Here is a 21,273-nt window from a genome sequence, read left to right as displayed (position 1 = left end):
AATTTGCACGGCTGGCCCTCACTGTAATGCAATGTCACAGGAGGGGACAGCCATGCACGCCATACGAGAACCCGCAGTCAGCGGGGTGTTCTACGAGTCCGAGCCGGCGCGGTTGCAGCGTACCGTCCGGCAGTATCTGGACAATGCACGAACGGTACTGACCCGGCGTCCCGAGGCGTTGGTGGTACCGCATGCGGGGCTGCGCTATTCCGGGCCCATTGCGGCCGAGGCCTATCATGGCATCCTGCCCTGGGCCGGGGACATCCACCGGATCATTCTGCTGGGCCCCAGTCACCGGGTGGCGCTGCGTGGCATGGCGGTGCCGACGACGCAGGGCTTCAGGACGCCGCTGGGGGTCGTGCCCATTGACCAGGCAACCTGCGAGAGACTCCATCAGGAATGTCCTGCCGTTCTGGCTCATGATCTGCCCCATCAATACGAGCACTGCCTGGAAGTTCAGCTGCCCTTCCTTCAGACGGTTCTGCCCTCGTTCCGTCTGGTGCCCATTGTGGTGGGAGAAACACCCCCCGAGTATGTGGTGCAGGCACTGGAACTGGCAGCGCCTGACGAGGAAACCCTGATCATCGTCAGTTCGGACCTGAGCCACTATCATGAGTATGATGCGGCCCGCGTTCGTGACCTGCGCAGCGCCCGGATGATCGAATCGCTGCAGCCGAAACTGACTGGCGAGGATGCCTGTGGTTGCTATGCACTCAACGGGCTGCTGGCCTATGCCCGCAAGCAGGGCTGGCAGGCCGAGACGCTGATGGTGAAAAATTCGGGAGATACGGCGGGAGATCCGTCAAGGGTGGTGGGCTATGGCGCCTTTGCTTTCTTCAGAACAGCTTGAGCGTTTGTGCTGGCTGGCCGCGCGATCCATTGAGGCGGCACTGTCTGGTCAGGAAGGGCCGGTAGAGTTGCCTGAAGACGGGCGGCTGCACGAGCCGGGTGCGTCCTTCGTGACGCTGACCCGGAGCGGGAATCTGCGAGGCTGTATCGGCTCGCTTCAGGCCTGGCGGCCCTTGTGGGAGGATGTCTGGGAGAATGCGCGGGCGGCAGCCTTTCGCGACCCCCGGTTCCCGCCCCTGAGTGCAGCCGAATGGCGGGATGTGGACGTGGAGGTCAGCGTGCTGACGCCCCCCAGGCCGCTGCCTGTCTCCGGCGAAGCCGAGCTCAGGCAGCGTCTGCAGCCCGGCAAGGATGGTGTGATCCTGTCGTGGCGCGGGCATCGTGCCACCTTCCTGCCGGATGTCTGGGCACAGTTGCCTGATCCGGCTGAGTTTCTCGCCCATCTCAAGCGCAAGGCCGGGTTGCCGGAAGACTTCTGGGCGCCGGACATGCAGGTGCAGATCTATGGCACGCAGAAGGCCTGGCTTGCTGCGGCTAACCGGACGTGAAGACCCTTACCGGGCGTCTCGCCGGTACAACCGCTTGAGTGTGTCCGGGCTGAACAGGTTGTTGAATAACCGGCTCAGATCCTCTATCCAGCCCGAGGAGGCGGCTTTGGCCTGTTCCTCTGCCACAATGGCGCGCAGTGCTTCCACGTCGGCATGTTCGGCGGCGGTTTCGAGCCGGGACAGTGCCTCGGCCACACGATGATCCAGGGGCTTGGAGAAGGTGACGACGTCAGGGCACAGCGTCACTGACAGCGTGACCTGAGAGGCATCACTGACGAAGACGAATGAGCAGGCCAGCCCGTCATACAGGGGCGCGCAGGCGATCTGCTTCACCAGCCGGTGTCCGAGCAGGTAGAGTGGGGTACGCGGGCCGGGAATGTTGGTGACCGGCAGATTGAACAGCGGGCGGTGCTTCTGTGCAAGCTGGAACTCGCTGTAGACCCGCGCGGCGAGCCCCAGGAGGGCGGCAGGCACCAGATGCGTCAGCCGGGCTGCGGCGACCGCCTGGCTGTAGATGCGCGAGGCTTCTGCATTGGCATGAATGCTCAGCACCCGGTGCGCCGGATCCGCGATATGGGTGTCCAGACTGACAACCATGGCCGACAGCTGACTGCCCGTAGGGCTTTCGATTCGCTTGCTGCGCACGGATACGGGGGACATGGCAGTCAGAGGCTGCTGAGGCAGCGCGCCCTTCTCCAGCAACTCGTCGCGAACCACTTCGGCAACCAGTGCCAGCAGCACATCGTTCAGGTTGGCCGGGGCCAGACGTTTCTTGATGGCCTTGAGGCGATCCAGGGGCAAGGTGGTGTCGTACAATTTCCGCGCCGGCGAGACGGGCTGGTTGAACGGCGTCTCCGGCGCACTGAACAGCCTGATGGGCAGGGGCAGATTTCTGAGGCGCTGCATCAGCACCGTGTAGAAAGCGGACGCCATGGCGTCGCGTGCCATGCCTGCCAGACGCACCGGCGTTGTCAGGGCGTTGCCATAGGCCTGACCCAGCAGACGCACCCGGGAAGGCAGCGGTCGCGGCTGCCAGGGCAGCTTGCGCGGCTTGCGGGAGGGGTGCGGGGTAAAATCCAGCAGCCAGGTCATCAGCTCTTCACCCGTGGCGCCGTTGATGATGGCCTGGTGGGTGCGGACGATCAGGCCGGTATGGCGTGAATCCGGGTGACGGCTGTCGACAAAGACCATGTCCCAGAGCGGTTTGTCGCGCTCCAGACAGCGGCTCTGACGCTCCTCCGCCAGTGGACGCAGCGTGTCCGCGGTCACCGGCTCATCCAGTGTCAGATGCAGCAGATGACGATCCAGATCAAATTCGGGATCATCCACCCAGTACGGGTGATCCAGATTCAGCGGTACCTCGACGATGCGTTGCCGGAAGCGGCGTGTCGCCTGAATGCGGTCCGCCACATGGGCACGCAGGGACTCCCAGTCCAGCGGATGTCCGTCTTCGGGCGTCTCGAAAAGGTAGATGCCACCCGTGTGCATCGGGCAGGATTCTGTTTCCAGATAGAGAAATGAGGCGTCCAGTTCCGAAAGCTGTTCCATGATGTGTGCCTACACCTGTCGGTTGACTGCCAGGATGGCCAGGCCATTCAGCGCGTCCCGTGCGGGGCTTTCCGGCAGCCGCCGGATATCGGCCCGGGCCCGGTTGGCATAGTCTTCCGCCAGCCTCCGGGTGTGATCCAGTGCACCCGTACGCCGGACCGCGGCAATCACCTCTTCCAGCATGTCGGCCCCGCCGTTGCGAATGGCCTGGCGAACCAGCTTGCTGTCTGCCTCGGAGCCATGACGCATGGCATACAGCAGAGGCAGTGTGGGCTTGCCCTCGGCCAGGTCGTCACCCACGTTCTTGCCCAGGGTTGTTGCGTCACCTTCGTAGTCCAGCACGTCGTCGATCAGCTGAAAGGCGATGCCCAGGTGCAGGCCGAAATCCCTGCAGGCAATTTCGGTCTCGGTATCCGCGCCGGCCAGGGCCGCAGCGGAGTGGGAGGCGGCCTGGAAGAGCATGGCGGTCTTGCGCATGATCACGTCCATGTACTGCTCGTCCGAGATATCCGGGTTGCGGACGTTGGTCAGCTGCAGCACTTCGCCTTCTGCGATAATGTTGGTGGCCTCCGCGAGAATGGCCATGACCGGCATGCTGCCCATGTCCACCATCATCTGGAAGGCGCGGGAATACAGGAAGTCTCCGACCAGCACGCTGGGTGCGTTGCCCCACTTGGCATTGGCGGTGCTTCGCCCGCGCCGCATGTCGGAGGTGTCCACCACGTCATCATGGAGCAGGGTTGCGGTATGCAGGAACTCGATGACCGCGGCCAGCCTGAGCCTGTCCGGATGGGTGCACCGGAGTGCCTGTGCGGTCAGCAGGACCAGCAGGGGGCGCAGCCGCTTGCCGCCGGCGTCGATGATGTAGTGGCCGATCTTTTCAACCAGAGGTACGTTGCTGAACAGCTGTTCCTGAATCAGCACGTTGACGCGATCAAAGTCGTCGCGTACCGGAGCGAAGATGGAATGAAACTGCATGCGGATCCTGTCGCTGAACGCAAAGAGATGGCCGCATGCTAGGGGTTCCGGCAAGGGAGGTCAAGATATGGTCGCGCAGAGCCAAAGGTATTGTCAACCCAATTCTAAAATGTCCCCTTTTTACCAAAGCTAAAGTGTCCCCTTTGGGTATCCTGTTTCAGGAGGTTACCGACTGCCTGCCGGAGGCCGCTTTACCAACCGGAGAACGTCGCCATGGATGGTCCGGCGCGGGCTTTCTGCCTGAGGATGCCTTTTGTCTGGCTCTCGCCTTGTCGACACGTTGGTGGAGGCTTTTCTCGTCATCCAAAGGGACCGGGGGCTCGCCTTCGCTCAGGATTTGCCAATCCAGTTGATGCCCTTTGTGGAGCACCGTCACATGGCCATCCTGTGCTTCACAGATGGTGATCCGGGCGCCCCGGAGCCGATAGCCCTTTCCATAGCCGGTGAGCTGGTATTCCCGGTTCCTGAACTGAAAGGTCAGGTTCTTTGAGAGCTTTCGGTGGTTGTGCAGGCACAGGATGAGCGCCAGCTCCTCTGGTGTGTGCAGAACGGGGCGGTGAGCATCCGTGGCGTTCTGGGCGGGTTTGGCAAAGCGTGCGTTGAAATCGCGCATAAAGCCCGGCAGCCAGGCATTGGCGGTCTCAATGTCCGAGATGCCCGCAAGACGCAACTCCTTGACGAGGCGGTCCTGAAGCGTCTGGTTGGCACGCTCGACACGCCCCTTGGCCTGAGGGGTATTGGCATGAATGGGCTCGATATCCAGCGTTTTGAGAGCCCGGGTGAACTGGGTCAGCTCACCTTCGCGCTCGGGTTGGTTTACCCGGAAGATGCTGTGCTTGTCGGAATACAAAGCAGCGGGGCGGCCGTGCTCGGCCAGATAGCCTTGCAGTGTCTGCAGGTAAGCCCAGGTGGTCTCGGCCGGGGCGAAGCGTAATGCCATCAGTTCACTGGTGGCGTCATCAATGAACACGATCAGGGTGCAGCGCGGGCCGCGCCCTTCAAACCAGTCATGTGGTGAGCCGTCAATCTGAATCAGCTCGCCGCGACAGGGCCGTCTGGGACGTCGCTGGTGAATCCGGGCGGCCTTGCGTTTTCCGGGTTTCCAGAGTCCGTCAGCGATCATCCACTGTCGGAGGGTCTCGGCTGACAGCTTGTATCCATGCAGTGCGGTGAGTTTTTCACAGGCAAGCGTTGGTCCGAAATCAGGGTAGCGTGTGCGAACCAGAGAGAGTACTTCCTTGCGCACGGCCCCGGGAATTGCATTGCCCGGGCGTTTACCGAGATGGCCGGAAACCAGTCCTGACGGCCCCTTCTGACGAAAGCGGGCGACCAGACGCTTAACTTGCCGGACACTCAGCCCAAGCTGCCGGGCAGCTTCCTGTTGCCGAAGCTGTTTTGCGGTCACCTGCTGAATGATTGCCAGCCGATCGATCGCTTTTTGCGTCATTGCAATGGTCTCCTCTGCCATTGCCCCCTCCTGTATCCCAAAAGGGGACATTTTAGAATTGCGAGAAGGGGACATTACAGCTTTGGGCTAACAGCAGAGCCAAAGGTATTTGCCATTTCTGATCAGGTCGCATACAATATCGCGCCCGCGTAATGCCCCCTGCCAAAGGGTTGCCAGAGCGCTTCCCATTGAAGCAGGCGCGGGTCGGCAAGAGGCAAGAGTTCAAGCGTTGGAGACATTCTGATATGTACGCTGTAATTGTAAGTGGTGGCAAGCAGCACCGTGTGCGCGAAGGCGAGCGCATCAAGCTGGAGAAGATCGAGGCGGAAACCGGCTCTACCGTCGAGTTTGACAAGGTGCTGATGATCGCTGACGGCGAAGACGTCAAGCTGGGTACGCCTGTACTGGAAGGCGCAAAGGTCACGGCTGAAGTGGTTGCCCATGGCCGCCACAAGAAGATCAACATCATCAAGTTCCGTCGCCGGAAGCATCACATGAAGCGCCAGGGCCACCGTCAGTGGTATACCGAAGTGCGCATCACCGGAATTGCCGGTTAATCAGAGAACTGGAAGGAGAGAGCAATGGCACATAAAAAAGCTGCAGGTAGTTCCCGTAACGGCCGCGATTCCGAAAGTAAACGCCTTGGTGTGAAGCGTTTCGGCGGCCAGCTGGTCAAGGCGGGCAGCATTATCGTGCGTCAGCGCGGCACGCGCTTCCACCCGGGTGAGAACGTGGGTTGTGGTCGTGATCACACGCTGTTTGCCAAGGCTGACGGTTATGTGAAGTTTGAAGTCAAGGGTCCTGCCAAGCGCAAGACGGTCAGCATCGTCGCGGCGAACTGATCCGGACCCGGGTACTTGAAAAAGCTCCGCGAGGCGGGGCTTTTTTTGTTTTGATTTACGACGAAAACCGGGAGTAGTACGATGAAATTTGTCGATGAAGCCACAATCTTTGTCGAGGCGGGCAAAGGCGGCAACGGCTGCCTCAGTTTTCGTCGGGAAAAGTATGTGCCCAAGGGTGGGCCGGATGGCGGTGACGGCGGTCATGGCGGTTCGGTAATCCTGGAAGCGGACGACTCCATGAACACGCTGATCGACTACCGTTATCAGCGCAAGTTCAAGGCGGAAAACGGTGAAAACGGGCAGGGCAAGAACTGCGCCGGTCGCAATGGCAATGATCTGGTGCTCAAGGTGCCCGTCGGGACCACGGTCATTGATGCAGATCTGGATGAGGTGCTGGGTGATCTGACCGAACCCGGGCAGCGTCTGGTCGTGGCCAAGGGCGGTATCCGCGGTCTCGGCAATACCCGCTACAAGTCCAGTGTCAACCGGGCGCCACGGCAGACCAAGCCCGGCAGTCCGGGAGAGAAGCGCAATCTCCGGCTCGAGCTGAAACTGCTCGCCGATGTGGGGTTGCTCGGTCTGCCCAATGCCGGCAAGTCCACGTTCATTCGCGCGGTATCCGCTGCGCGTCCCAAGGTGGCCGATTACCCGTTCACCACGCTGGTTCCCAATCTGGGTGTGGTGCGCATTCAGGCACACCGCAGTTTTGTCATTGCGGACATACCGGGGCTGATTGAAGGTGCGGCTGAAGGTGCGGGATTGGGTATCCGCTTCCTCAAGCATCTGGTGCGGACGCGCCTGCTGCTCCATATCGTCGATGTGGCACCCGCGGACGGGAAGGATCCGGTGGAGGCTATTCGTGTCATCGAGGGTGAGCTGGAGCGGTTCAGTGATCATCTGGCCCGGTTGCCACGCTGGCTGGTCATCAACAAGGCGGACCTGCTGGGTGATCGGGCAGAGGCTGAAACGCAGCGGATTATCGATGCCCTGGGATGGGAAGGGCCGGTGTATACCATCAGCGCACTCAGCGGCGAAGGTACTGAGCGTCTGTGTCAGGATATCATGAGCTGGATCGAGGACTACCGTCAGCGCCTTCTGGAAGATGAGGCCTTTGCCGAGTCCGAAAAGGCTTTCCGGAATGAAATGGAGACGCAGGTGCGGGAGCAGATTGATGCTCAGCGCGAAGCGTGGCGTGCCCGCAAGCAGGCAGAGCGCCAGCGTGATGATGACGATGACGACGAAGATGGCATTGAGGTCTTCTATGTCCGGTGAGGCGCGCGCCATGCTTTCACGTGGCAAACGCTGGGTTGTCAAGATCGGCAGCGCTCTGCTGACGGCGGAAGGGCGCGGTCTGGACCGGCAGGCGCTGGCGGACTGGGTGGCGCAGCTGATGTCGCTCAGGCATCAGGGAGTGGAGCTGATACTGGTTTCTTCCGGCGCGGTTGCCGAAGGCATGGTGCGCCTGGGCTGGCCGGAGCGTCCCAAGCGTCTTTCGGAGCTGCAGGCGGCAGCCGCCGTGGGGCAGATGGGGCTGGTGCAGGCCTGGGAGCATGCCTTTCAGACGCATGGTGTGCACACCGCTCAGGTGCTGCTGACGCACGAAGATCTGTCCGACAGGAAGCGCTATCTCAACGCGCGCAATACCTTGCGCACACTGGTGGAGCTGGGCGTAGTGCCGGTTGTCAATGAAAACGACACGGTGGTCACCGACGAAATCCGGTTTGGCGACAATGACACACTGGGGGCACTGGTTGCCAACGTCACCGAGGCAGATGCCCTGATTCTGCTGACCGATCAGGACGGTCTTTATGATCGCAATCCGCGTGAGCATGCCGATGCCAGGCTGATTCCCGAAGCGCAGGCCAGTGATCCCCGGCTGGACGCCATGGCCGGTGGCGGTGGTGCGCTGGGGCGTGGCGGCATGATCACCAAGATCCGTGCGGCCAGGCTGGCGGCGCGCTCGGGCGCCTCCACGGTGATCGTGGGGGGCGCATTCCGGATGTGCTCGTGAAGCTCAGGCAGGGCGAGTCGCTGGGAACGCTGTTGCGCCCGGACAAGGAGCGCTGGGCAGCGCGCAAGCAGTGGATTGCCAGTCAGCTCCAGGTGCGGGGGCGGGTGCATCTGGACGAGGGGGCGGCGCGTGTGCTCTGCAGCCATGGCCGGAGCCTGCTACCGGTAGGCGTGACCCGTGTTGAAGGGCGCTTCCGCCAAGGTGAGCTGGTCGAGTGTGTGGCGCCGGATGGTCGGGTCGTGGCCAAGGGATTGGTCAATTACGATGCCGAGGACGCCGCGCGCATTGTGCGCCGGTCTTCATCAGAGATTGCGTCGGTGCTGGGTTACATGAATGAGCCCGAGCTCATTCACCGGGACAATCTGGTGGTGCTGGACGCCTGAAGCCGGGGCGGTTTGCAACCTCCCGGCTTCTTGAGGCTTGTCCGGACATAAAAAATCCCCGCCATGGCGGGGATTTTTTATGTCCGGAATAACCAGGCAGGTCAGGCTGCGTCTTTCAGCGCCTTGATGCGGGCATTCAGGCGGCTCTTGGTGCGGGCAGCCTTGTTCTTGCTGAAGATGCCCTTGTTGACCATGGAATCAATGATCGGTTGAGCCTGTTTGAATGCAGCGGTAGCGCCTTCGTAATCGCCCGCGTCCGCCAGCTTGATGACTTTCTTGATGTAGGTACGAACCATGGAACGCAGGCTCATGTTGTGAGCGCGGCGCTTGACCTGCTGACGAGCCCGTTTTTTCGCAGAAGGTGAATTTGCCACCGTTGAAACTCCTCAAATCCTGATAAATTGCATGGAAGCCGTGAAGAAATGACGCGGAAATATGCCCGTTTTTCGTTCAAATGTCAAACGGTTTTCGGAAATATGTTAGCCCAAAGCTGTAATGTCCCCTTCTCGCAATTCTAAAATGTCCCCTTTTGGGATACAGGAGGGGGCAATGGCAGAGGAGACCATTGCAATGACGCAAAAAGCGATCGATCGGCTGGCAATCATTCAGCAGGTGACCGCAAAACAGCTTCGGCAACAGGAAGCTGCCCGGCAGCTTGGGCTGAGTGTCCGGCAAGTTAAGCGTCTGGTCGCCCGCTTTCGTCAGAAGGGGCCGTCAGGACTGGTTTCCGGCCATCTCGGTAAACGCCCGGGCAATGCAATTCCCGGGGCCGTGCGCAAGGAAGTACTCTCTCTGGTTCGCACACGCTACCCTGATTTCGGACCAACGCTTGCCTGTGAAAAACTCACCGCACTGCATGGATACAAGCTGTCAGCCGAGACCCTCCGACAGTGGATGATCGCTGACGGACTCTGGAAACCCGGAAAACGCAAGGCCGCCCGGATTCACCAGCGACGTCCCAGACGGCCCTGTCGCGGCGAGCTGATTCAGATTGACGGCTCACCACATGACTGGTTTGAAGGGCGCGGCCCGCGCTGCACCCTGATCGTGTTCATTGATGACGCCACCAGTGAACTGATGGCATTACGCTTCGCCCCGGCCGAGACCACCTGGGCTTACCTGCAGACACTGCAAGGCTATCTGGCCGAGCACGGCCGCCCCGCTGCTTTGTATTCCGACAAGCACAGCATCTTCCGGGTAAACCAACCCGAGCGCGAAGGTGAGCTGACCCAGTTCACCCGGGCTCTCAAAACGCTGGATATCGAGCCCATTCATGCCAATACCCCTCAGGCCAAGGGGCGTGTCGAGCGTGCCAACCAGACGCTTCAGGACCGCCTCGTCAAGGAGTTGCGTCTTGCGGGCATCTCGGACATTGAGACCGCCAATGCCTGGCTGCCGGGCTTTATGCGCGATTTCAACGCACGCTTTGCCAAACCCGCCCAGAACGCCACGGATGCTCACCGCCCCGTTCTGCACACACCAGAGGAGCTGGCGCTCATCCTGTGCCTGCACAACCACCGAAAGCTCTCAAAGAACCTGACCTTTCAGTTCAGGAACCGGGAATACCAGCTCACCGGCTATGGAAAGGGCTATCGGCTCCGGGGCGCCCGGATCACCATCTGTGAAGCACAGGATGGCCATGTGACGGTGCTCCACAAAGGGCATCAACTGGATTGGCAAATCCTGAGCGAAGGCGAGCCCCCGGTCCCTTTGGATGACGAGAAAAGCCTCCACCAACGTGTCGACAAGGCGAGAGCCAGACAAAAGGCATCCTCAGGCAGAAAGCCCGCGCCGGACCATCCATGGCGACGTTCTCCGGTTGGTAAAGCGGCCTCCGGCAGGCAGTCGGTAACCTCCTGAAACAGGATACCCAAAGGGGACACTTTAGCTTTGGTAAAAAGGGGACATTTTAGAATTGGGTTGACAACGGTTTTCGGAAATATAGGCGCAGCGTCCGGGTCGTGCTAGGATGCGCCCTCACGGCAGAACCAACATGATACCGGGTGAGCGGCGTGGAGAACAGAGAAAGGGGCTTTTGCGTTCGGGCGCTGTGGTCAGCAGCATGACCATGATTTCCCGTGTGCTGGGACTCATTCGGGACATGGTGTTTGCTGCGCTCTTCGGGGCCACTGCCGGTGCGGATGCCTTTTACGTTGCCTTCAAGATCCCCAACTTTCTCCGCCGCCTGTTCGCGGAGGGCGCGTTCTCCCAGGCGTTTGTTCCGGTGCTTGCTGAGTATCATACCCGGCGGGATGCTGATGCAACCCGGGAGCTGATTGCCGCCGTTTCCGGCACCCTGGCCACGGTACTGCTGGGCATCACGGTGCTGGCCATCGCGGGGGCGGGGGTGATTGCGCTGGTCTTTGCGCCGGGGTTTCATGATGAACCGGTCAAGCTTCAGATGGTCACCGACATGCTGCGGCTCACGTTTCCCTATCTTCTTCTGATCAGCATGACGGCGTTCTGTGGTGCGGTGCTGAACACCTGGGGCTACTTTGCCGTGCCGGCCTTTACCCCGGTGCTGCTCAATCTTGCGCTGATCGGCGCAGCGCTGGGGCTGTCTCCGCTGCTGGATCCGCCGGTTTATGCGTTAGCCTGGGGTGTACTGGCTGCGGGTATTCTGCAGCTTGCGTTTCAGCTCCCCTTCATGGCGCGCATTCATGCCTTGCCCCGGCCCCGACTGAATTTCCGGCATGAAGGCGTCAGGCAGATACTCAGGCTCATGGCGCCCGCCCTGTTCGGGGTTTCCGTCAGTCAGATCAATCTGATGCTGGATACCATACTGGCTTCGCTGCTGGTGACGGGTAGTGTCTCCTGGCTGTATTATTCCGACAGGCTGGCCGAGCTGCCGCTCGGGGTCTTTGGCGTGGCGCTGGGGACGGTGGTGCTGCCCTCGCTGTCGAAGAGCTGGGCACGCGCCGCGCCCGGTGAATTCAGCTCCGCCCTGAATTGGGGGATTCGTCTCGTACTGCTGGTCGGGTTGCCGGCCGCGGTAGCGCTGGTGGTGCTGGCCGAGCCGTTGATCGCAGTGATCTTCATGCGTGGCGAGATGACCGCCCATGATGTCACCCAGGCTGCACAGAGCTTGCGGGGTTACGCCCTGGGGCTGCTGGCTTTCATGATGATCAAGGTGCTGGCACCCGGATACTATGCCCGCAAGGATACCCGTACCCCGGTGCGTATCGGTGTGATCGCCATGGTCGCCAACATGGTCTTCAATCTGGCGCTCATTGTTCCGTTGGCACATGCCGGGCTGGCACTGGCGACCACTCTGTCCGCCTTTCTCAATGCCGGGTTGCTCTGGAGGGGGTTGAGAAGGGAGGGGCTGGTGGAGACGGATGGCAAGTGGCAACGCTGGATGGCGTGGCTCGTGATCAGCAACGGATGTCTCGGTGCCTGGTTGTGGCTGACCCGACACCTGTGGCAGTTCGATGGCAATACGTACGGGCTGTCGGGCGCGCTGAACGTACTCGCCGTGTGCGTGGGGGGGTACTGGTCTATGCGCTTGCACTCTGGGCTTCGGGATTGCGCATCCGGCACCTGCGTCCGGCAGGGAGCAAGACTGCAGGATGACGGGATTTGGGTTGCAACTGGCTTTACTTTATACTTTCCGCTTTTGAGTGAGCGGGCATGCGAATCATTCGAGGGGTTCACAATCTGCCGGGCAACCATGCACAGCGCTGTGTGGCGACCATCGGCAACTTTGACGGGGTGCACCGGGGGCATCAGGCCATCGTGCAGCGCGTCTGTGAGCGGGCCCGCGAGCTGGGGTTGCCGGCCTGTGTCATGGTTTTCGAGCCCCAGCCACTGGAGTTCTTTGCGCCGGACGCTGCGCCCGCGCGACTGATGCGTTTTCGTGACAAGGTGGAGGCGCTGCGTGCACTGGGCGTGGATCAGGTGGTGTGCCTTCAGTTCAATCGCCGTCTGCGCGACATGTCGGCGCTCACCTTTATCGAACGTGTGCTGGTGAGGGGCCTGGGGGTTCGTCACCTGGTGGTCGGCGATGATTTTCGCTTCGGCTGCGACCGTTCGGGTGACTTTGCCATGCTGGCGCACGAAGGTGCGTTGCGTGGCTTTACGGTGGAAGCCACCCCCACGGTACTGGTTGAGGGGGCGCGCGTGAGCAGCACCCGTGTCCGGGACGCGCTGGCTGCAGGGGATTTCGGGACGGCCGAAAGGCTGCTCGGACGTCCCTATACCATTGCCGGCAAGGTGATGCACGGACGCAAGCTCGGCCGGACACTGGACGTGCCGACGGCCAATGTGGCCCTTGCGCGGCGACGGAGTCCGCTGCGCGGTGTGTATGTGGTCGAGGCCCGGGCAGGCGACCGGATCTGGCAGGGCGTTGCCAATGTGGGGAAGCGCCCCACGGTGTCCGGTGTCCGTCAGCAGCTGGAAGTCCATCTGTTCGGGTTTTCCGGTGATTTGTACGGCCGGCGCCTCGAGACCCGTTTTTGGTGTAAGATTCGCGATGAACACACGTTTGATTCGGTTCAGGCGCTGCAGGCAGCCATTCACGCTGACATCGCCTGGGCACACGACTGGTTTTCAAAACATTCCAACTGACAGATGATGAGCCTTCGAGGCGGAACGGGACCATGACCGACTACAAACATACGCTGAACCTTCCGGAAACCGATTTTCCGATGCGCGGCAACCTGCCCAAACGCGAGCCGGAAATGCTGGCGCGCTGGCAGTCCATGAACCTCTATCAGAAAATCCGCGAGGTGAGTGCCGGCCGTCCCAAATTCATCCTGCATGACGGCCCGCCCTATGCCAACGGCAAGATTCACATCGGTCATGCGGTCAACAAGATCCTCAAGGACATCATTATCAAGTCCCGGACGCTGGAAGGCTTTGATGCCCCCTACGTGCCGGGCTGGGACTGCCATGGTCTGCCCATCGAGCATGCCGTGGAGAAGAAGATCGGCAAGGCCGGCGTCAAGGTGCCTTTCGAGGAATTCCGCAAGGCGTGCCGGGAATTTGCCATGGCGCAGGTCAACGAGCAGCGCAAGGACTTCATCCGGCTGGGGGTCCAGGGTGACTGGGACAACCCCTATCTGACCATGGACTATCGCTTCGAGGCGGATATCATCCGTGCACTGGGCAAGATTGCCGAAAACGGACACCTGCATCGCGGCTTCAAGCCGGTTTACTGGAGTGTGGTCGGTGGCTCGGCGTTGGCGGAAGCGGAAGTGGAGTACCAGGAAAAGACCTCCATTGCCATTGATGTGCGCTTTCCCGTGGCGGAGCCCCGGGAACTCTACCAGCGCATGGGGTTTGAGGCGCCCGAAGACGACCGGGTGCCGGTGTCGGTGGTCATCTGGACGACCACTCCCTGGACACTGCCTGCCAACCAGGCAGTGGCGCTGAATGCCGGGCTGGATTATGCCCTGGTGGAAGTGGAGTCCGAGCTTGGCCGTGAACGGATGATCCTGGCAGATGCCATGCATGTGGACGTCATGGCCCGTTACGGTCTGGACAACTACCGTGTGCTGGCGCGTTGCAAGGGGCAGGCGCTGGAACATCTGACACTGGAGCATCCTTTCTACAACCGTACGGTGCCTGTCATTCTCGGTGATCACGTCACCACTGAAGCCGGTACCGGTGCGGTGCACACGGCGCCCGATCACGGTGTGGAAGACTTTGTGGCAGGGCAGAAGTATGGGCTCGGCACGCTGAACTATGTTCAGGATGACGGCGTTTTCCGACCGGATGTGGAGCTTTTTGCCGGCGAGCATGTGTACAAGGTGGATGAGAAGGTCATCGCGGTGCTGGCCGAGCGTGGTCGTCTGGTTTACAAGAAGAGTTTCCGCCACAGTTACCCGCATTGCTGGCGCACCAAGACACCGCTCATTTTCCGGGCCACGCCTCAGTGGTTCATCAGCATGGACAAGGCCGGCCTCAAGGCCAGGGCACTTGAAGCGGTCAAGGGCGTGAAGTGGGTGCCGTCATGGGGACAGAACCGGATCGAGGCCATGCTGGAGCAGAGCCCGGACTGGTGCATTTCGCGCCAGCGGACCTGGGGTGTGCCCATCGCATTCTTCGTGCACAAGGAAACACAGGCGCTGCATCCGGATACTCCGCGCCTGATCGAGGAAGTGGCACGGCGTGTCGAAAAGGAGGGCATGGAGGCCTGGTGGAAGCTGGATCCGAAGGAACTGCTGGGCGACGAGGCCGACCAGTACGTCAAGGTGACTGACACGCTGGATGTCTGGTTCGACTCGGGCGTCACCCATTTTGCCGTTCTGGAACCCCGGCCGGAACTGGGACGTTATCCCGCGGATCTGTACCTGGAAGGTTCCGACCAGCATCGCGGCTGGTTCCAGTCCTCTCTGAAAACCGGCATTGCCATCAAGGATGCTGCCCCCTACCGGCAGGTACTGACACATGGGTTCACGGTGGACGGACAGGGCCGCAAGATGTCCAAGTCCGTGGGCAACGTGGTCGCGCCGCAGGAGGTCATGGACAAGCTCGGTGCCGATGTTCTGCGGCTCTGGGTGGCTGCCACCGACTACAGCGGCGAGATGACCGTTTCCGATGACATCCTCGCCCGCACCGCCGATGCTTACCGCCGAATCCGCAATACGGCCCGCTTCCTGCTGGCCAACCTGAATGGCTTCGATCCGGACCAGCACATGGTGGCACCGGAAAGGATGATCGCGCTGGATCGCTGGATCGTGGATCGTGCGGCCGAACTGCAGGATGAGATCCGTCAGGCCTATGATCAGTACAGTTTCCTGCAGGTGTATCAGAAGGTGCATCATTTCTGTGTCATTGATCTGGGTGGCTTCTATCTGGATATCATCAAGGATCGTCAGTACACCACGCCTCCCGACAGTGTGGCACGTCGTTCCGCCCAGACGGCGATGTATCACATTGCCGAGGCCCTGGTACGCTGGATTGCCCCCATCCTCAGCTTCACGGCTGACGAGATCTGGCAGTGCATGCCGGGCCGGCGCAGCGAGAGCGTCTTCCTGGAAACCTGGTATGAGTCCCTTGCCAGACTGCCGGAAGACACGGACATGGGTCGTGATTACTGGCTCCGCGTGCTGAAGGTCAAGGAGGTGGTGAACAAGGCCATCGAGGACGCCCGCAAGGCCGGTGTGATCAAGGGCAGCCTGACTGCCACCGTAACGCTGTATGTGGACGATGCCCTGGATGCCTTGCTGAGGCCGCTCGGCGAGGAACTCCGCTTTGTGTTCATTACCAGCGATGCGGAGCTCCGGCCGCTGGCAGAAGGCGGCGCGGCCGAGGAGACTTCCGTGGCGGGTCTGAAAGTCAGCGTGGCACCGTCTCCGCACAAGAAGTGTCCCCGTTGCTGGCATCAGCGTCCCGAAGTGGGCACCCTGGAAGGCCACGGTGACCTGTGCAGTCGTTGCGTGAGCAACATCGAGGGTGACGGAGAGGTTCGCCTCTATGTCTGACCGGGGCGGATCGCGGGGCATGCTGCACTGGCTGCTGCTCTCCGTCGGCGTGTTTGTACTTGACTGGCTCACCAAGCAGTGGGCCAGTCAGGCGCTGGTATATGGCGAACCGGTTCCGGTCATGCCGTTTTTCAACCTGACGCTGCTGCACAATACAGGTGCGGCGTTCAGCTTCCTGGCCGGTGAAAGTGGCTGGCAGCGCTGGTTTTTCGTGATCCTGGCACTGGTGATCAGTGCCATACTGATCGTCTGGCTGGCCAGACTGCCCCGCAATGATCGCTGGATGGCCGTGGCGCTTGCCCTTGTCCTCGGGGGGGCGCTGGGCAATCTGTATGACCGGGTATTGCTGGGCTATGTGGTGGACTTTATTCACCTGTATGTGGGGGACCATCACTTCCCGGCGTTCAACATCGCTGACACGGCCATCAGCATCGGGGCGGCCATGATTGCCCTGGATGTGTTCCGCAAACCTGCACCACAGACCGACGGAGAGAATTCATGAGTGACCTGTATGCCGGAGAAGGGACGCGTGTGACCCTGCACTTTGCCCTGCGTCTGGAGAACGGCGAGGTGGTGGACAGCACCTTCGAGCGCAAGCCGGCAGTCTTCGAGTTCGGCGACGGCAACCTGCCCGAAGGCTTCGAGAGTTATGTGCGCGGCATGCGTGCCGGTGAACGCAAGCGGGTACAGGTGCCGCCGGAGAAGGCCTTCGGCATGCCCAATCCGAACAATGTCCAGACCTTCAGTCGCTCGGACTTTCCGGCCGATGTGGCCCTGGAAAAGGGACTGGTCATGTCCTTTGCCGATGCCCGGCATGGTGAGGTGCCAGGTGTGATCTCTGCCGTGGACGGTGATGAGGTGGTGGTGGATTTCAACCATCCGCTTGCCGGCCGCACGCTGGATTTCGAAATCCAGGTGATTGCCGTGGAGGCCGTATCATGAAACTGCTGCTGGCCAATCCCAGAGGATTCTGTGCAGGCGTCGACCGCGCCATTGACATAGTCAATCGGGCGCTTGACCTGTTCGGGCCGCCGGTTTACGTGCGTCATGAGGTGGTGCACAACCGTTTTGTGGTGGAGAACCTGCGGGAGCGGGGCGCGGTGTTTGTGGACGAACTGGATCAGGTGCCGGATGGGCAGCGGGTCATTTTCAGTGCCCACGGGGTTTCGCGGGCGGTGCGCGAAGAAGCCGAACGACGGGGACTGGCCGTCTTTGATGCGACCTGTCCGCTCGTGACCAAGGTGCATCTCGAGGTGGCCCGGTACAGTCGTGATGGCTACGAATGCATTCTCATCGGCCATGCGGGACACCCGGAGGTGGAAGGTACCATGGGGCAGTTTGACACCTCGGCCGGTGGCGCCATTTATCTGGTGGAAGATGTGGAGGATGTGGAACGGCTGAACGTGCGCCGGCCGGAAAAGCTGGCGTATGTCACGCAAACCACCCTGTCGGTTGATGACACCGCCCGGGTGATTGATGCCTTGCGCAAGCGCTTTCCCGACATTCAGGGCCCGCGCAAGGACGATATCTGCTATGCCACCCAGAACCGGCAGGATGCGGTCAAGGCACTGGCGCGCGAGTGCGACCTGGTGCTGGTAGTGGGCTCGCCGAACAGTTCGAACTCCAACCGGCTGCGGGAGCTGGCAGAGCGTTGTGGCGCGCAGGCCCATCTGATCGACAACGCCGGAGAAATCGATCCGGCATGGCTGGACGGTGTGCAGGCCATTGGGATCACCGCGGGTGCCTCGGCACCGGAAGTGCTGGTGCGGCAAGTGGTGGAGCGGTTACAGACCCTGGGTGCGGAAGCGCCGGTTAACCTGGAAGGCAGGGAAGAGAACATTGTCTTCAGCATGCCCAGGGAACTGCGCATTCCGCTGGAGAATGCCGACTGAACGGTGAATGGCCGTTCAAAGTGTGAATCAGCGTCAATAATGGTCATGGATGACTGGAATATGACCGGATTTGACGATATAGTGACGTCCGCGTCACGGATGAGCGGGCGGTCAGGGAAGATTGCATGTCAAACCGGCAACATCTGATCACATGGCTCTCACTGCCTGTCCGTGGACAGACAGAGGCCGTGCAATAGGATGACAGCATTTACAAGGAGTGTTCATGCGGACTCGCCCCAATGGTTTTACGCTCGTCGAACTGATGGTGACACTGGCTGTGCTCGCCATCCTCGTGGGCTTTGCCGTGCCCGCCTACAATACCTTCACCCGCAATCAGCGACTGGATGCCGCGCGTGATGTCCTGCTCAACGGGTTGCTTCAGGCCCGAGCCGAGGCGGTTTCGCGCAACAAGGCCGTCAGCCTCTGCGCGTCTGCCGATGGCGGCAGTTGCCTGGCCACAGCCGACTTTGCCTCGGGCTGGATCGTTTACGAAGACGGCAAGACCGATGACACCACACAGCCAGGCACGCTGATTCGCAGGGAGGGCGGTCGTCGTCAGGTCAGTATCCGCGTGCGCCCGGCAGACAGCACTGCGACACCGCGCACCTTCTTCCGCTATACACCGACCGGCGTCAGCACCTACGGGGGTACACCGCTGACCCGGCATGTCATTTCCATCTGCGACCCGGACAATCAGGTGGCACCACGGGCGCTGATCATTGAGACCACAACGGGACAGGTGCGCACAGGAGGTGCGGGTGATGCAGACTGCTCATGATATGGCGTTCTGCCGCAATGGGGGCAGACAACGGGGAATCACGCTGATCGAAGTGCTGGTGGCGCTGCTGGTGCTGGCGGTGGGCATGCTGGGGTATGCCTGGATGCAGGTACGGGGTTTGCGTGCCAGCAGTGAACTGGTGCAGCAGTCACAGGCACAGGCGGCCATCAGTACCCTCTACGAAGCCATTGCGGCCTGGGATGACCCGGCGGCGCCAGGCAAGTTTGCGGTCAGCGTGCTGCCTTCCACCACCAAGGATTGTACGGCCAGCGCCTGTGATGCCAATGACTGGCGAACCTACCATCTGTGGCAATTCGGTCAGGCACTCGCCAGCGCGCTGCCCCAGGCCGATGCCACCCTTACCTGGAACGGTACCGACGGCTATCAGATCGCGGTGACCTGGAATGCGACCGGTGAAACCCCCTACACCGCACCCACGTGCACCGGCGCGGACCATGATCAGACCGGGTGCTATTTCACTGCCTTCCGTTTGCACTGAGACAAGGAGTCCCCCATGAAAATGATGTCGCGCCAGCGTGGCGTTTCTCTGGTTGAACTGATGGTGGCGCTGCTGCTGGGGCTGTTTCTTATCGGCGGTGCCATTCAGGTTTTTCTGAGCGGCAAGCAGACTTATCAGTCCGTTTCGGCCAAGTCCGAGGTGTCCGGGAACCTCCGGGCTGCCGAGTATCTGCTCGCCAGTCACCTGCATCAGGCCGGTTACTGGGACAGTGTGGACGCCATGCGGCGTTTCCGTGCCCACGGCGGGTTTGCCGAGGAGGCAGTGCTGGCGGGCAAGAACAATGTGACGGCAACGGGTATCGAGCCGGGTACCGATGAACTCTGGGTACGCTTCACCGGCAGTGCGGACGGGTCGGTTCAGACCTGTGCCGGCAGCACGCCTGCCGACAATCAGCTCGTGGTCGAGCACTTTTATGTTCGCCCCCCTGATACGTCGGCAGGCAGTACCGAAACCGAGCCGGTGCTCATGTGTGAAGCCACGGTGTACGCGCTGAATCTGAATACCGGTGTGATCGGGGCCCAGGTCAGTCAGGTGACTGTCCCCCTGATTTCGGGTATCGAGGGATTCCAGGTGCTCTATGCCACCGGCGGCGCTTCGGCACAGTATGTGGAAGCCGGATCGGGGCTCGACTGGGCCAATGTCGCGGGTGCCCGGTTTGCCCTGCTGGCCGTCTCACAGAACCGCGCCGGTGCCATGTCGCGCTCGACGGGGTTCGACCTGCTGGGCAGCACGGTCACGGACCCGGGGGACGGACATGTACGGCATGTGCTTCAGCAGGTAGTCAGCCTGCGTAACCGCAATCCGGGAGTCTGAGTCATGAGAGATGCTTCGCAACGCGGTGCAGTGCTGATCGTGGCACTGGTGATGCTGGCGGTGCTGACCCTGGTCGGGACAGTCACGCTGGCGGTCACCACGGTTGATACACGCATCACGGCCAATGCCCTGGACCGGCGGCAGGCCATGGGTGCAGGAGAAAGTGCGCTGGCCCGGTCGGAGGCTGAAATGCTGGGGAGCAAGGATGTCACGGGCCTGTCTGCTTATGACGGGACGCTTGCCACGCCCGGCTGGTGGCGGACACTGCCTTCGGGTGCCTGGGCGGGAAAGGGCGTCGTGACGTTTCAAAGTGGCGCAACGGCGTACTACATCATTGAGCCGGGAACGGTTCTGAAAAATGAACCCAATACGGCCGTCACCGATCTTGGCCTGGGGTACATCAAGCCGAAATACACCGCTTACCGGACAACCGCCCGGGCGGAAGGCCCGGGTGGCGCACTGGTCTACGTGCAAAGCCGGTTCATCAAGAAACAACAGAACAATGCACCCTGATCAGGGAGGAGACGCAAGGTGAGGCACATGATCAAACGCTGGCTGGTATCACTGCTGGTGGCGGGCTGGACCGGACTGGCCACGGCGGGCAATCTGACACTGGCGGATGCGCCCCTGTTTGTGGCGCAGTCTGCCCCGCCTCTGGTAATGCTCACCATGAGCCGGGATCACAAGCTCTACTACGAGGCCTATAACGACGCTTCGGATCTGAATGATGACGGTCAGGTGGATACCGGGTACAAGCCGGATGAAATTGACTACTTCGGCTATTTCAACAGCTATGCCTGTTATGACTATGATTCGGGCCTTAAACGTTTCGTCCCGAAATCGGTCAAGACACCGGCGCAAGTGGCCAGCCGTGACAAGACCTGTGCCGGCGGCCCGGCAGGGGAGTGGAGCGGGGACTTTCTCAACTACCTGACCACTTCCCGCATGGATGCACTGAGAAAAGTGTTCTATGGCGGCTATCGCAGCGCGGACACCAAGGATCTGACCGTCCTTGAGCGGGCCTTCATTCCCCAGGACGCCCATAGCTGGGGCAAGAGCTATGACAGTATTCAGGCTGATGGCTACGACATTCGTGACTATTCCCCTCTGGATCTGCCGGTCGGCGGCAAACGCCATCTGTTTGCCAACACCACATTGTCGGATGGGGCGAGCCCCTCCTTCGCATCATGAAAAATACAGGGTTCAAGGTGTGGGAGTGGTTGTCCAAGGAACGACC

General features: G+C 61.0%; 20 protein-coding genes and 2 pseudogenes. 18 read left to right on the top strand and 4 right to left on the bottom strand.

Annotation, left to right across the window (positions count from 1 at the left end; all coding sequences use genetic code 11):
• Positions 1-52: 52 nt before the first annotated feature.
• Positions 53-850 (top strand): AmmeMemoRadiSam system protein B, encoded by a 798-nt coding sequence (gene amrB, locus AAIA72_RS08045; protein ID WP_369602883.1) that lies wholly within the window; start codon positions 53-55, stop codon positions 848-850.
• Complete coding sequence (gene amrA, locus AAIA72_RS08040; RefSeq protein WP_369602882.1) at positions 819-1,397, top strand: AmmeMemoRadiSam system protein A; 579 nt, start codon at positions 819-821, stop codon at positions 1,395-1,397. The genes amrB and amrA overlap by 32 nt, the downstream gene beginning before the upstream one ends.
• Positions 1,398-1,403: 6 nt before the next feature.
• Here amrA and AAIA72_RS08035 read toward each other — a convergent pair whose 3' ends face one another.
• The 3 genes from AAIA72_RS08035 to AAIA72_RS08025 form a co-directional block, all read right to left on the bottom strand.
• Positions 1,404-2,945 (bottom strand): wax ester/triacylglycerol synthase family O-acyltransferase, encoded by a 1,542-nt coding sequence (locus tag AAIA72_RS08035; RefSeq protein WP_369602881.1) that lies wholly within the window; start codon positions 2,943-2,945, stop codon positions 1,404-1,406.
• A gap of 9 nt (positions 2,946-2,954) precedes the next feature.
• Complete coding sequence (ispB, locus tag AAIA72_RS08030) at positions 2,955-3,923, bottom strand: octaprenyl diphosphate synthase (RefSeq protein WP_369602880.1); 969 nt, start codon at positions 3,921-3,923, stop codon at positions 2,955-2,957.
• A gap of 157 nt (positions 3,924-4,080) precedes the next feature.
• The gene (locus tag AAIA72_RS08025; RefSeq protein WP_369599988.1) at positions 4,081-5,391 is read right to left on the bottom strand and encodes an ISNCY family transposase; all 1,311 of its coding nucleotides are present in this window, start codon (positions 5,389-5,391) and stop codon (positions 4,081-4,083) included.
• A gap of 224 nt (positions 5,392-5,615) precedes the next feature.
• Here AAIA72_RS08025 and rplU point away from each other — a divergent pair, with 224 nt between their 5' ends.
• From rplU to proB, 4 genes and pseudogenes are all read left to right on the top strand, one after another.
• A complete protein-coding gene (gene rplU / locus AAIA72_RS08020; RefSeq protein WP_369602879.1) occupies positions 5,616-5,927 on the top strand; it encodes a 50S ribosomal protein L21 in 312 nt (103 codons plus the stop codon).
• 24 nt (positions 5,928-5,951) lie between these two features.
• Complete coding sequence (rpmA, locus tag AAIA72_RS08015; protein ID WP_369602878.1) at positions 5,952-6,212, top strand: 50S ribosomal protein L27; 261 nt, start codon at positions 5,952-5,954, stop codon at positions 6,210-6,212.
• Positions 6,213-6,293: 81 nt separating this feature from the next.
• Positions 6,294-7,484 (top strand): Obg family GTPase CgtA, encoded by a 1,191-nt coding sequence (gene cgtA, locus AAIA72_RS08010; protein WP_369602877.1) that lies wholly within the window; start codon positions 6,294-6,296, stop codon positions 7,482-7,484.
• Positions 7,474-8,606, top strand: a pseudogene (gene proB / locus AAIA72_RS08005) (glutamate 5-kinase). The gene cgtA and the pseudogene proB overlap by 11 nt, the downstream one beginning before the upstream one ends.
• Positions 8,607-8,707: 101 nt before the next feature.
• Here the strand turns inward: proB and rpsT are convergent.
• Positions 8,708-8,980, bottom strand: coding sequence for a 30S ribosomal protein S20 (gene rpsT, locus AAIA72_RS08000; protein ID WP_369602876.1), 273 nt, complete (start codon positions 8,978-8,980; stop codon positions 8,708-8,710).
• Between the two features lie 175 nt (positions 8,981-9,155).
• On the opposite strand from rpsT, the gene AAIA72_RS07995 reads away from it, so the two are divergent.
• The 12 genes and pseudogenes from AAIA72_RS07995 to AAIA72_RS07940 all read left to right on the top strand — a co-directional run bounded on the left by AAIA72_RS07995 (position 9,156) and on the right by AAIA72_RS07940 (position 21,227).
• A complete protein-coding gene (locus AAIA72_RS07995) occupies positions 9,156-10,466 on the top strand; it encodes an ISNCY family transposase (protein WP_369599988.1) in 1,311 nt (436 codons plus the stop codon).
• A gap of 202 nt (positions 10,467-10,668) precedes the next feature.
• Positions 10,669-12,129: pseudogene (murJ, locus tag AAIA72_RS07990) on the top strand (murein biosynthesis integral membrane protein MurJ); the annotation flags it as partial.
• A gap of 107 nt (positions 12,130-12,236) precedes the next feature.
• Positions 12,237-13,172, top strand: coding sequence for a bifunctional riboflavin kinase/FAD synthetase (gene ribF / locus AAIA72_RS07985; RefSeq protein ID WP_369602875.1), 936 nt, complete (start codon positions 12,237-12,239; stop codon positions 13,170-13,172).
• Positions 13,173-13,204: 32 nt separating this feature from the next.
• Positions 13,205-16,033: an isoleucine--tRNA ligase gene (gene ileS / locus AAIA72_RS07980; protein WP_369602874.1), complete on the top strand. Its 2,829-nt coding sequence runs from the start codon at positions 13,205-13,207 to the stop codon at positions 16,031-16,033.
• Positions 16,026-16,535 carry a signal peptidase II gene (lspA, locus tag AAIA72_RS07975; protein ID WP_369602873.1) on the top strand — a complete coding sequence of 170 codons (510 nt, stop codon included), beginning with the start codon at positions 16,026-16,028 and terminating at the stop codon, positions 16,533-16,535. The genes ileS and lspA overlap by 8 nt, the downstream gene beginning before the upstream one ends.
• Positions 16,532-16,975: an FKBP-type peptidyl-prolyl cis-trans isomerase gene (fkpB, locus tag AAIA72_RS07970; RefSeq protein ID WP_369602872.1), complete on the top strand. Its 444-nt coding sequence runs from the start codon at positions 16,532-16,534 to the stop codon at positions 16,973-16,975. Before lspA ends, fkpB begins: the two co-directional genes overlap by 4 nt.
• Positions 16,972-17,925 (top strand): 4-hydroxy-3-methylbut-2-enyl diphosphate reductase, encoded by a 954-nt coding sequence (ispH, locus tag AAIA72_RS07965; RefSeq protein WP_369602871.1) that lies wholly within the window; start codon positions 16,972-16,974, stop codon positions 17,923-17,925. The genes fkpB and ispH overlap by 4 nt, the downstream gene beginning before the upstream one ends.
• 223 nt (positions 17,926-18,148) lie before the next feature.
• The gene (locus AAIA72_RS07960; protein WP_369602870.1) at positions 18,149-18,703 is read left to right on the top strand and encodes a GspH/FimT family pseudopilin; all 555 of its coding nucleotides are present in this window, start codon (positions 18,149-18,151) and stop codon (positions 18,701-18,703) included.
• Positions 18,687-19,202, top strand: a complete 516-nt coding sequence (pilV, locus tag AAIA72_RS07955; RefSeq protein WP_369602869.1) for a type IV pilus modification protein PilV — start codon at positions 18,687-18,689, stop codon at positions 19,200-19,202. Before AAIA72_RS07960 ends, pilV begins: the two co-directional genes overlap by 17 nt.
• A gap of 15 nt (positions 19,203-19,217) precedes the next feature.
• Positions 19,218-20,036 (top strand): PilW family protein, encoded by an 819-nt coding sequence (locus AAIA72_RS07950; RefSeq protein ID WP_369602868.1) that lies wholly within the window; start codon positions 19,218-19,220, stop codon positions 20,034-20,036.
• A gap of 3 nt (positions 20,037-20,039) precedes the next feature.
• On the top strand, positions 20,040-20,549 hold the full coding sequence (locus AAIA72_RS07945) for a PilX N-terminal domain-containing pilus assembly protein (protein WP_369602867.1): 510 nt from the start codon (positions 20,040-20,042) through the stop codon (positions 20,547-20,549).
• 27 nt (positions 20,550-20,576) lie between these two features.
• Positions 20,577-21,227 (top strand): hypothetical protein, encoded by a 651-nt coding sequence (locus AAIA72_RS07940; protein ID WP_369602866.1) that lies wholly within the window; start codon positions 20,577-20,579, stop codon positions 21,225-21,227.
• The last annotated feature ends 46 nt before the right edge of the window (positions 21,228-21,273 follow it).

The sequence above is a fragment of the Thermohahella caldifontis genome (assembly GCF_041153465.1).
GTDB lineage: Bacteria > Pseudomonadota > Gammaproteobacteria > Pseudomonadales > Oleiphilaceae > Thermohahella > Thermohahella caldifontis.
The sequence above is the reverse complement of the archived record's forward strand: the minus strand, read 5'-3'. Positions and strand labels throughout refer to the sequence as shown.

What these genes read in the sequence shown, in the direction of transcription:
- rplU (WP_369602879.1), top strand. Translation starts at nt 5,616, where the DNA reads ATGTACGCTGTAATTGTAAGTGGTGGCAAGCAGCACCGTGTGCGCGAA.
- ribF (WP_369602875.1), top strand. Translation starts at nt 12,237, where the DNA reads ATGCGAATCATTCGAGGGGTTCACAATCTGCCGGGCAACCATGCACAG.
- AAIA72_RS07950 (WP_369602868.1), top strand. Translation starts at nt 19,218, where the DNA reads ATGAAAATGATGTCGCGCCAGCGTGGCGTTTCTCTGGTTGAACTGATG.
- ileS (WP_369602874.1), top strand. Translation starts at nt 13,205, where the DNA reads ATGACCGACTACAAACATACGCTGAACCTTCCGGAAACCGATTTTCCG.
- ispH (WP_369602871.1), top strand. Translation starts at nt 16,972, where the DNA reads ATGAAACTGCTGCTGGCCAATCCCAGAGGATTCTGTGCAGGCGTCGAC.
- AAIA72_RS08035 (WP_369602881.1), bottom strand. Translation starts at nt 2,945, where the DNA reads ATGGAACAGCTTTCGGAACTGGACGCCTCATTTCTCTATCTGGAAACA.
- pilV (WP_369602869.1), top strand. Translation starts at nt 18,687, where the DNA reads ATGCAGACTGCTCATGATATGGCGTTCTGCCGCAATGGGGGCAGACAA.
- fkpB (WP_369602872.1), top strand. Translation starts at nt 16,532, where the DNA reads ATGAGTGACCTGTATGCCGGAGAAGGGACGCGTGTGACCCTGCACTTT.
- amrA (WP_369602882.1), top strand. Translation starts at nt 819, where the DNA reads ATGGCGCCTTTGCTTTCTTCAGAACAGCTTGAGCGTTTGTGCTGGCTG.
- AAIA72_RS07940 (WP_369602866.1), top strand. Translation starts at nt 20,577, where the DNA reads ATGATCAAACGCTGGCTGGTATCACTGCTGGTGGCGGGCTGGACCGGA.
- AAIA72_RS08025 (WP_369599988.1), bottom strand. Translation starts at nt 5,391, where the DNA reads ATGGCAGAGGAGACCATTGCAATGACGCAAAAAGCGATCGATCGGCTG.
- AAIA72_RS07960 (WP_369602870.1), top strand. Translation starts at nt 18,149, where the DNA reads ATGCGGACTCGCCCCAATGGTTTTACGCTCGTCGAACTGATGGTGACA.
- cgtA (WP_369602877.1), top strand. Translation starts at nt 6,294, where the DNA reads ATGAAATTTGTCGATGAAGCCACAATCTTTGTCGAGGCGGGCAAAGGC.
- rpmA (WP_369602878.1), top strand. Translation starts at nt 5,952, where the DNA reads ATGGCACATAAAAAAGCTGCAGGTAGTTCCCGTAACGGCCGCGATTCC.
- AAIA72_RS07945 (WP_369602867.1), top strand. Translation starts at nt 20,040, where the DNA reads ATGAGAGATGCTTCGCAACGCGGTGCAGTGCTGATCGTGGCACTGGTG.
- ispB (WP_369602880.1), bottom strand. Translation starts at nt 3,923, where the DNA reads ATGCAGTTTCATTCCATCTTCGCTCCGGTACGCGACGACTTTGATCGC.
- amrB (WP_369602883.1), top strand. Translation starts at nt 53, where the DNA reads ATGCACGCCATACGAGAACCCGCAGTCAGCGGGGTGTTCTACGAGTCC.
- AAIA72_RS07995 (WP_369599988.1), top strand. Translation starts at nt 9,156, where the DNA reads ATGGCAGAGGAGACCATTGCAATGACGCAAAAAGCGATCGATCGGCTG.
- lspA (WP_369602873.1), top strand. Translation starts at nt 16,026, where the DNA reads ATGTCTGACCGGGGCGGATCGCGGGGCATGCTGCACTGGCTGCTGCTC.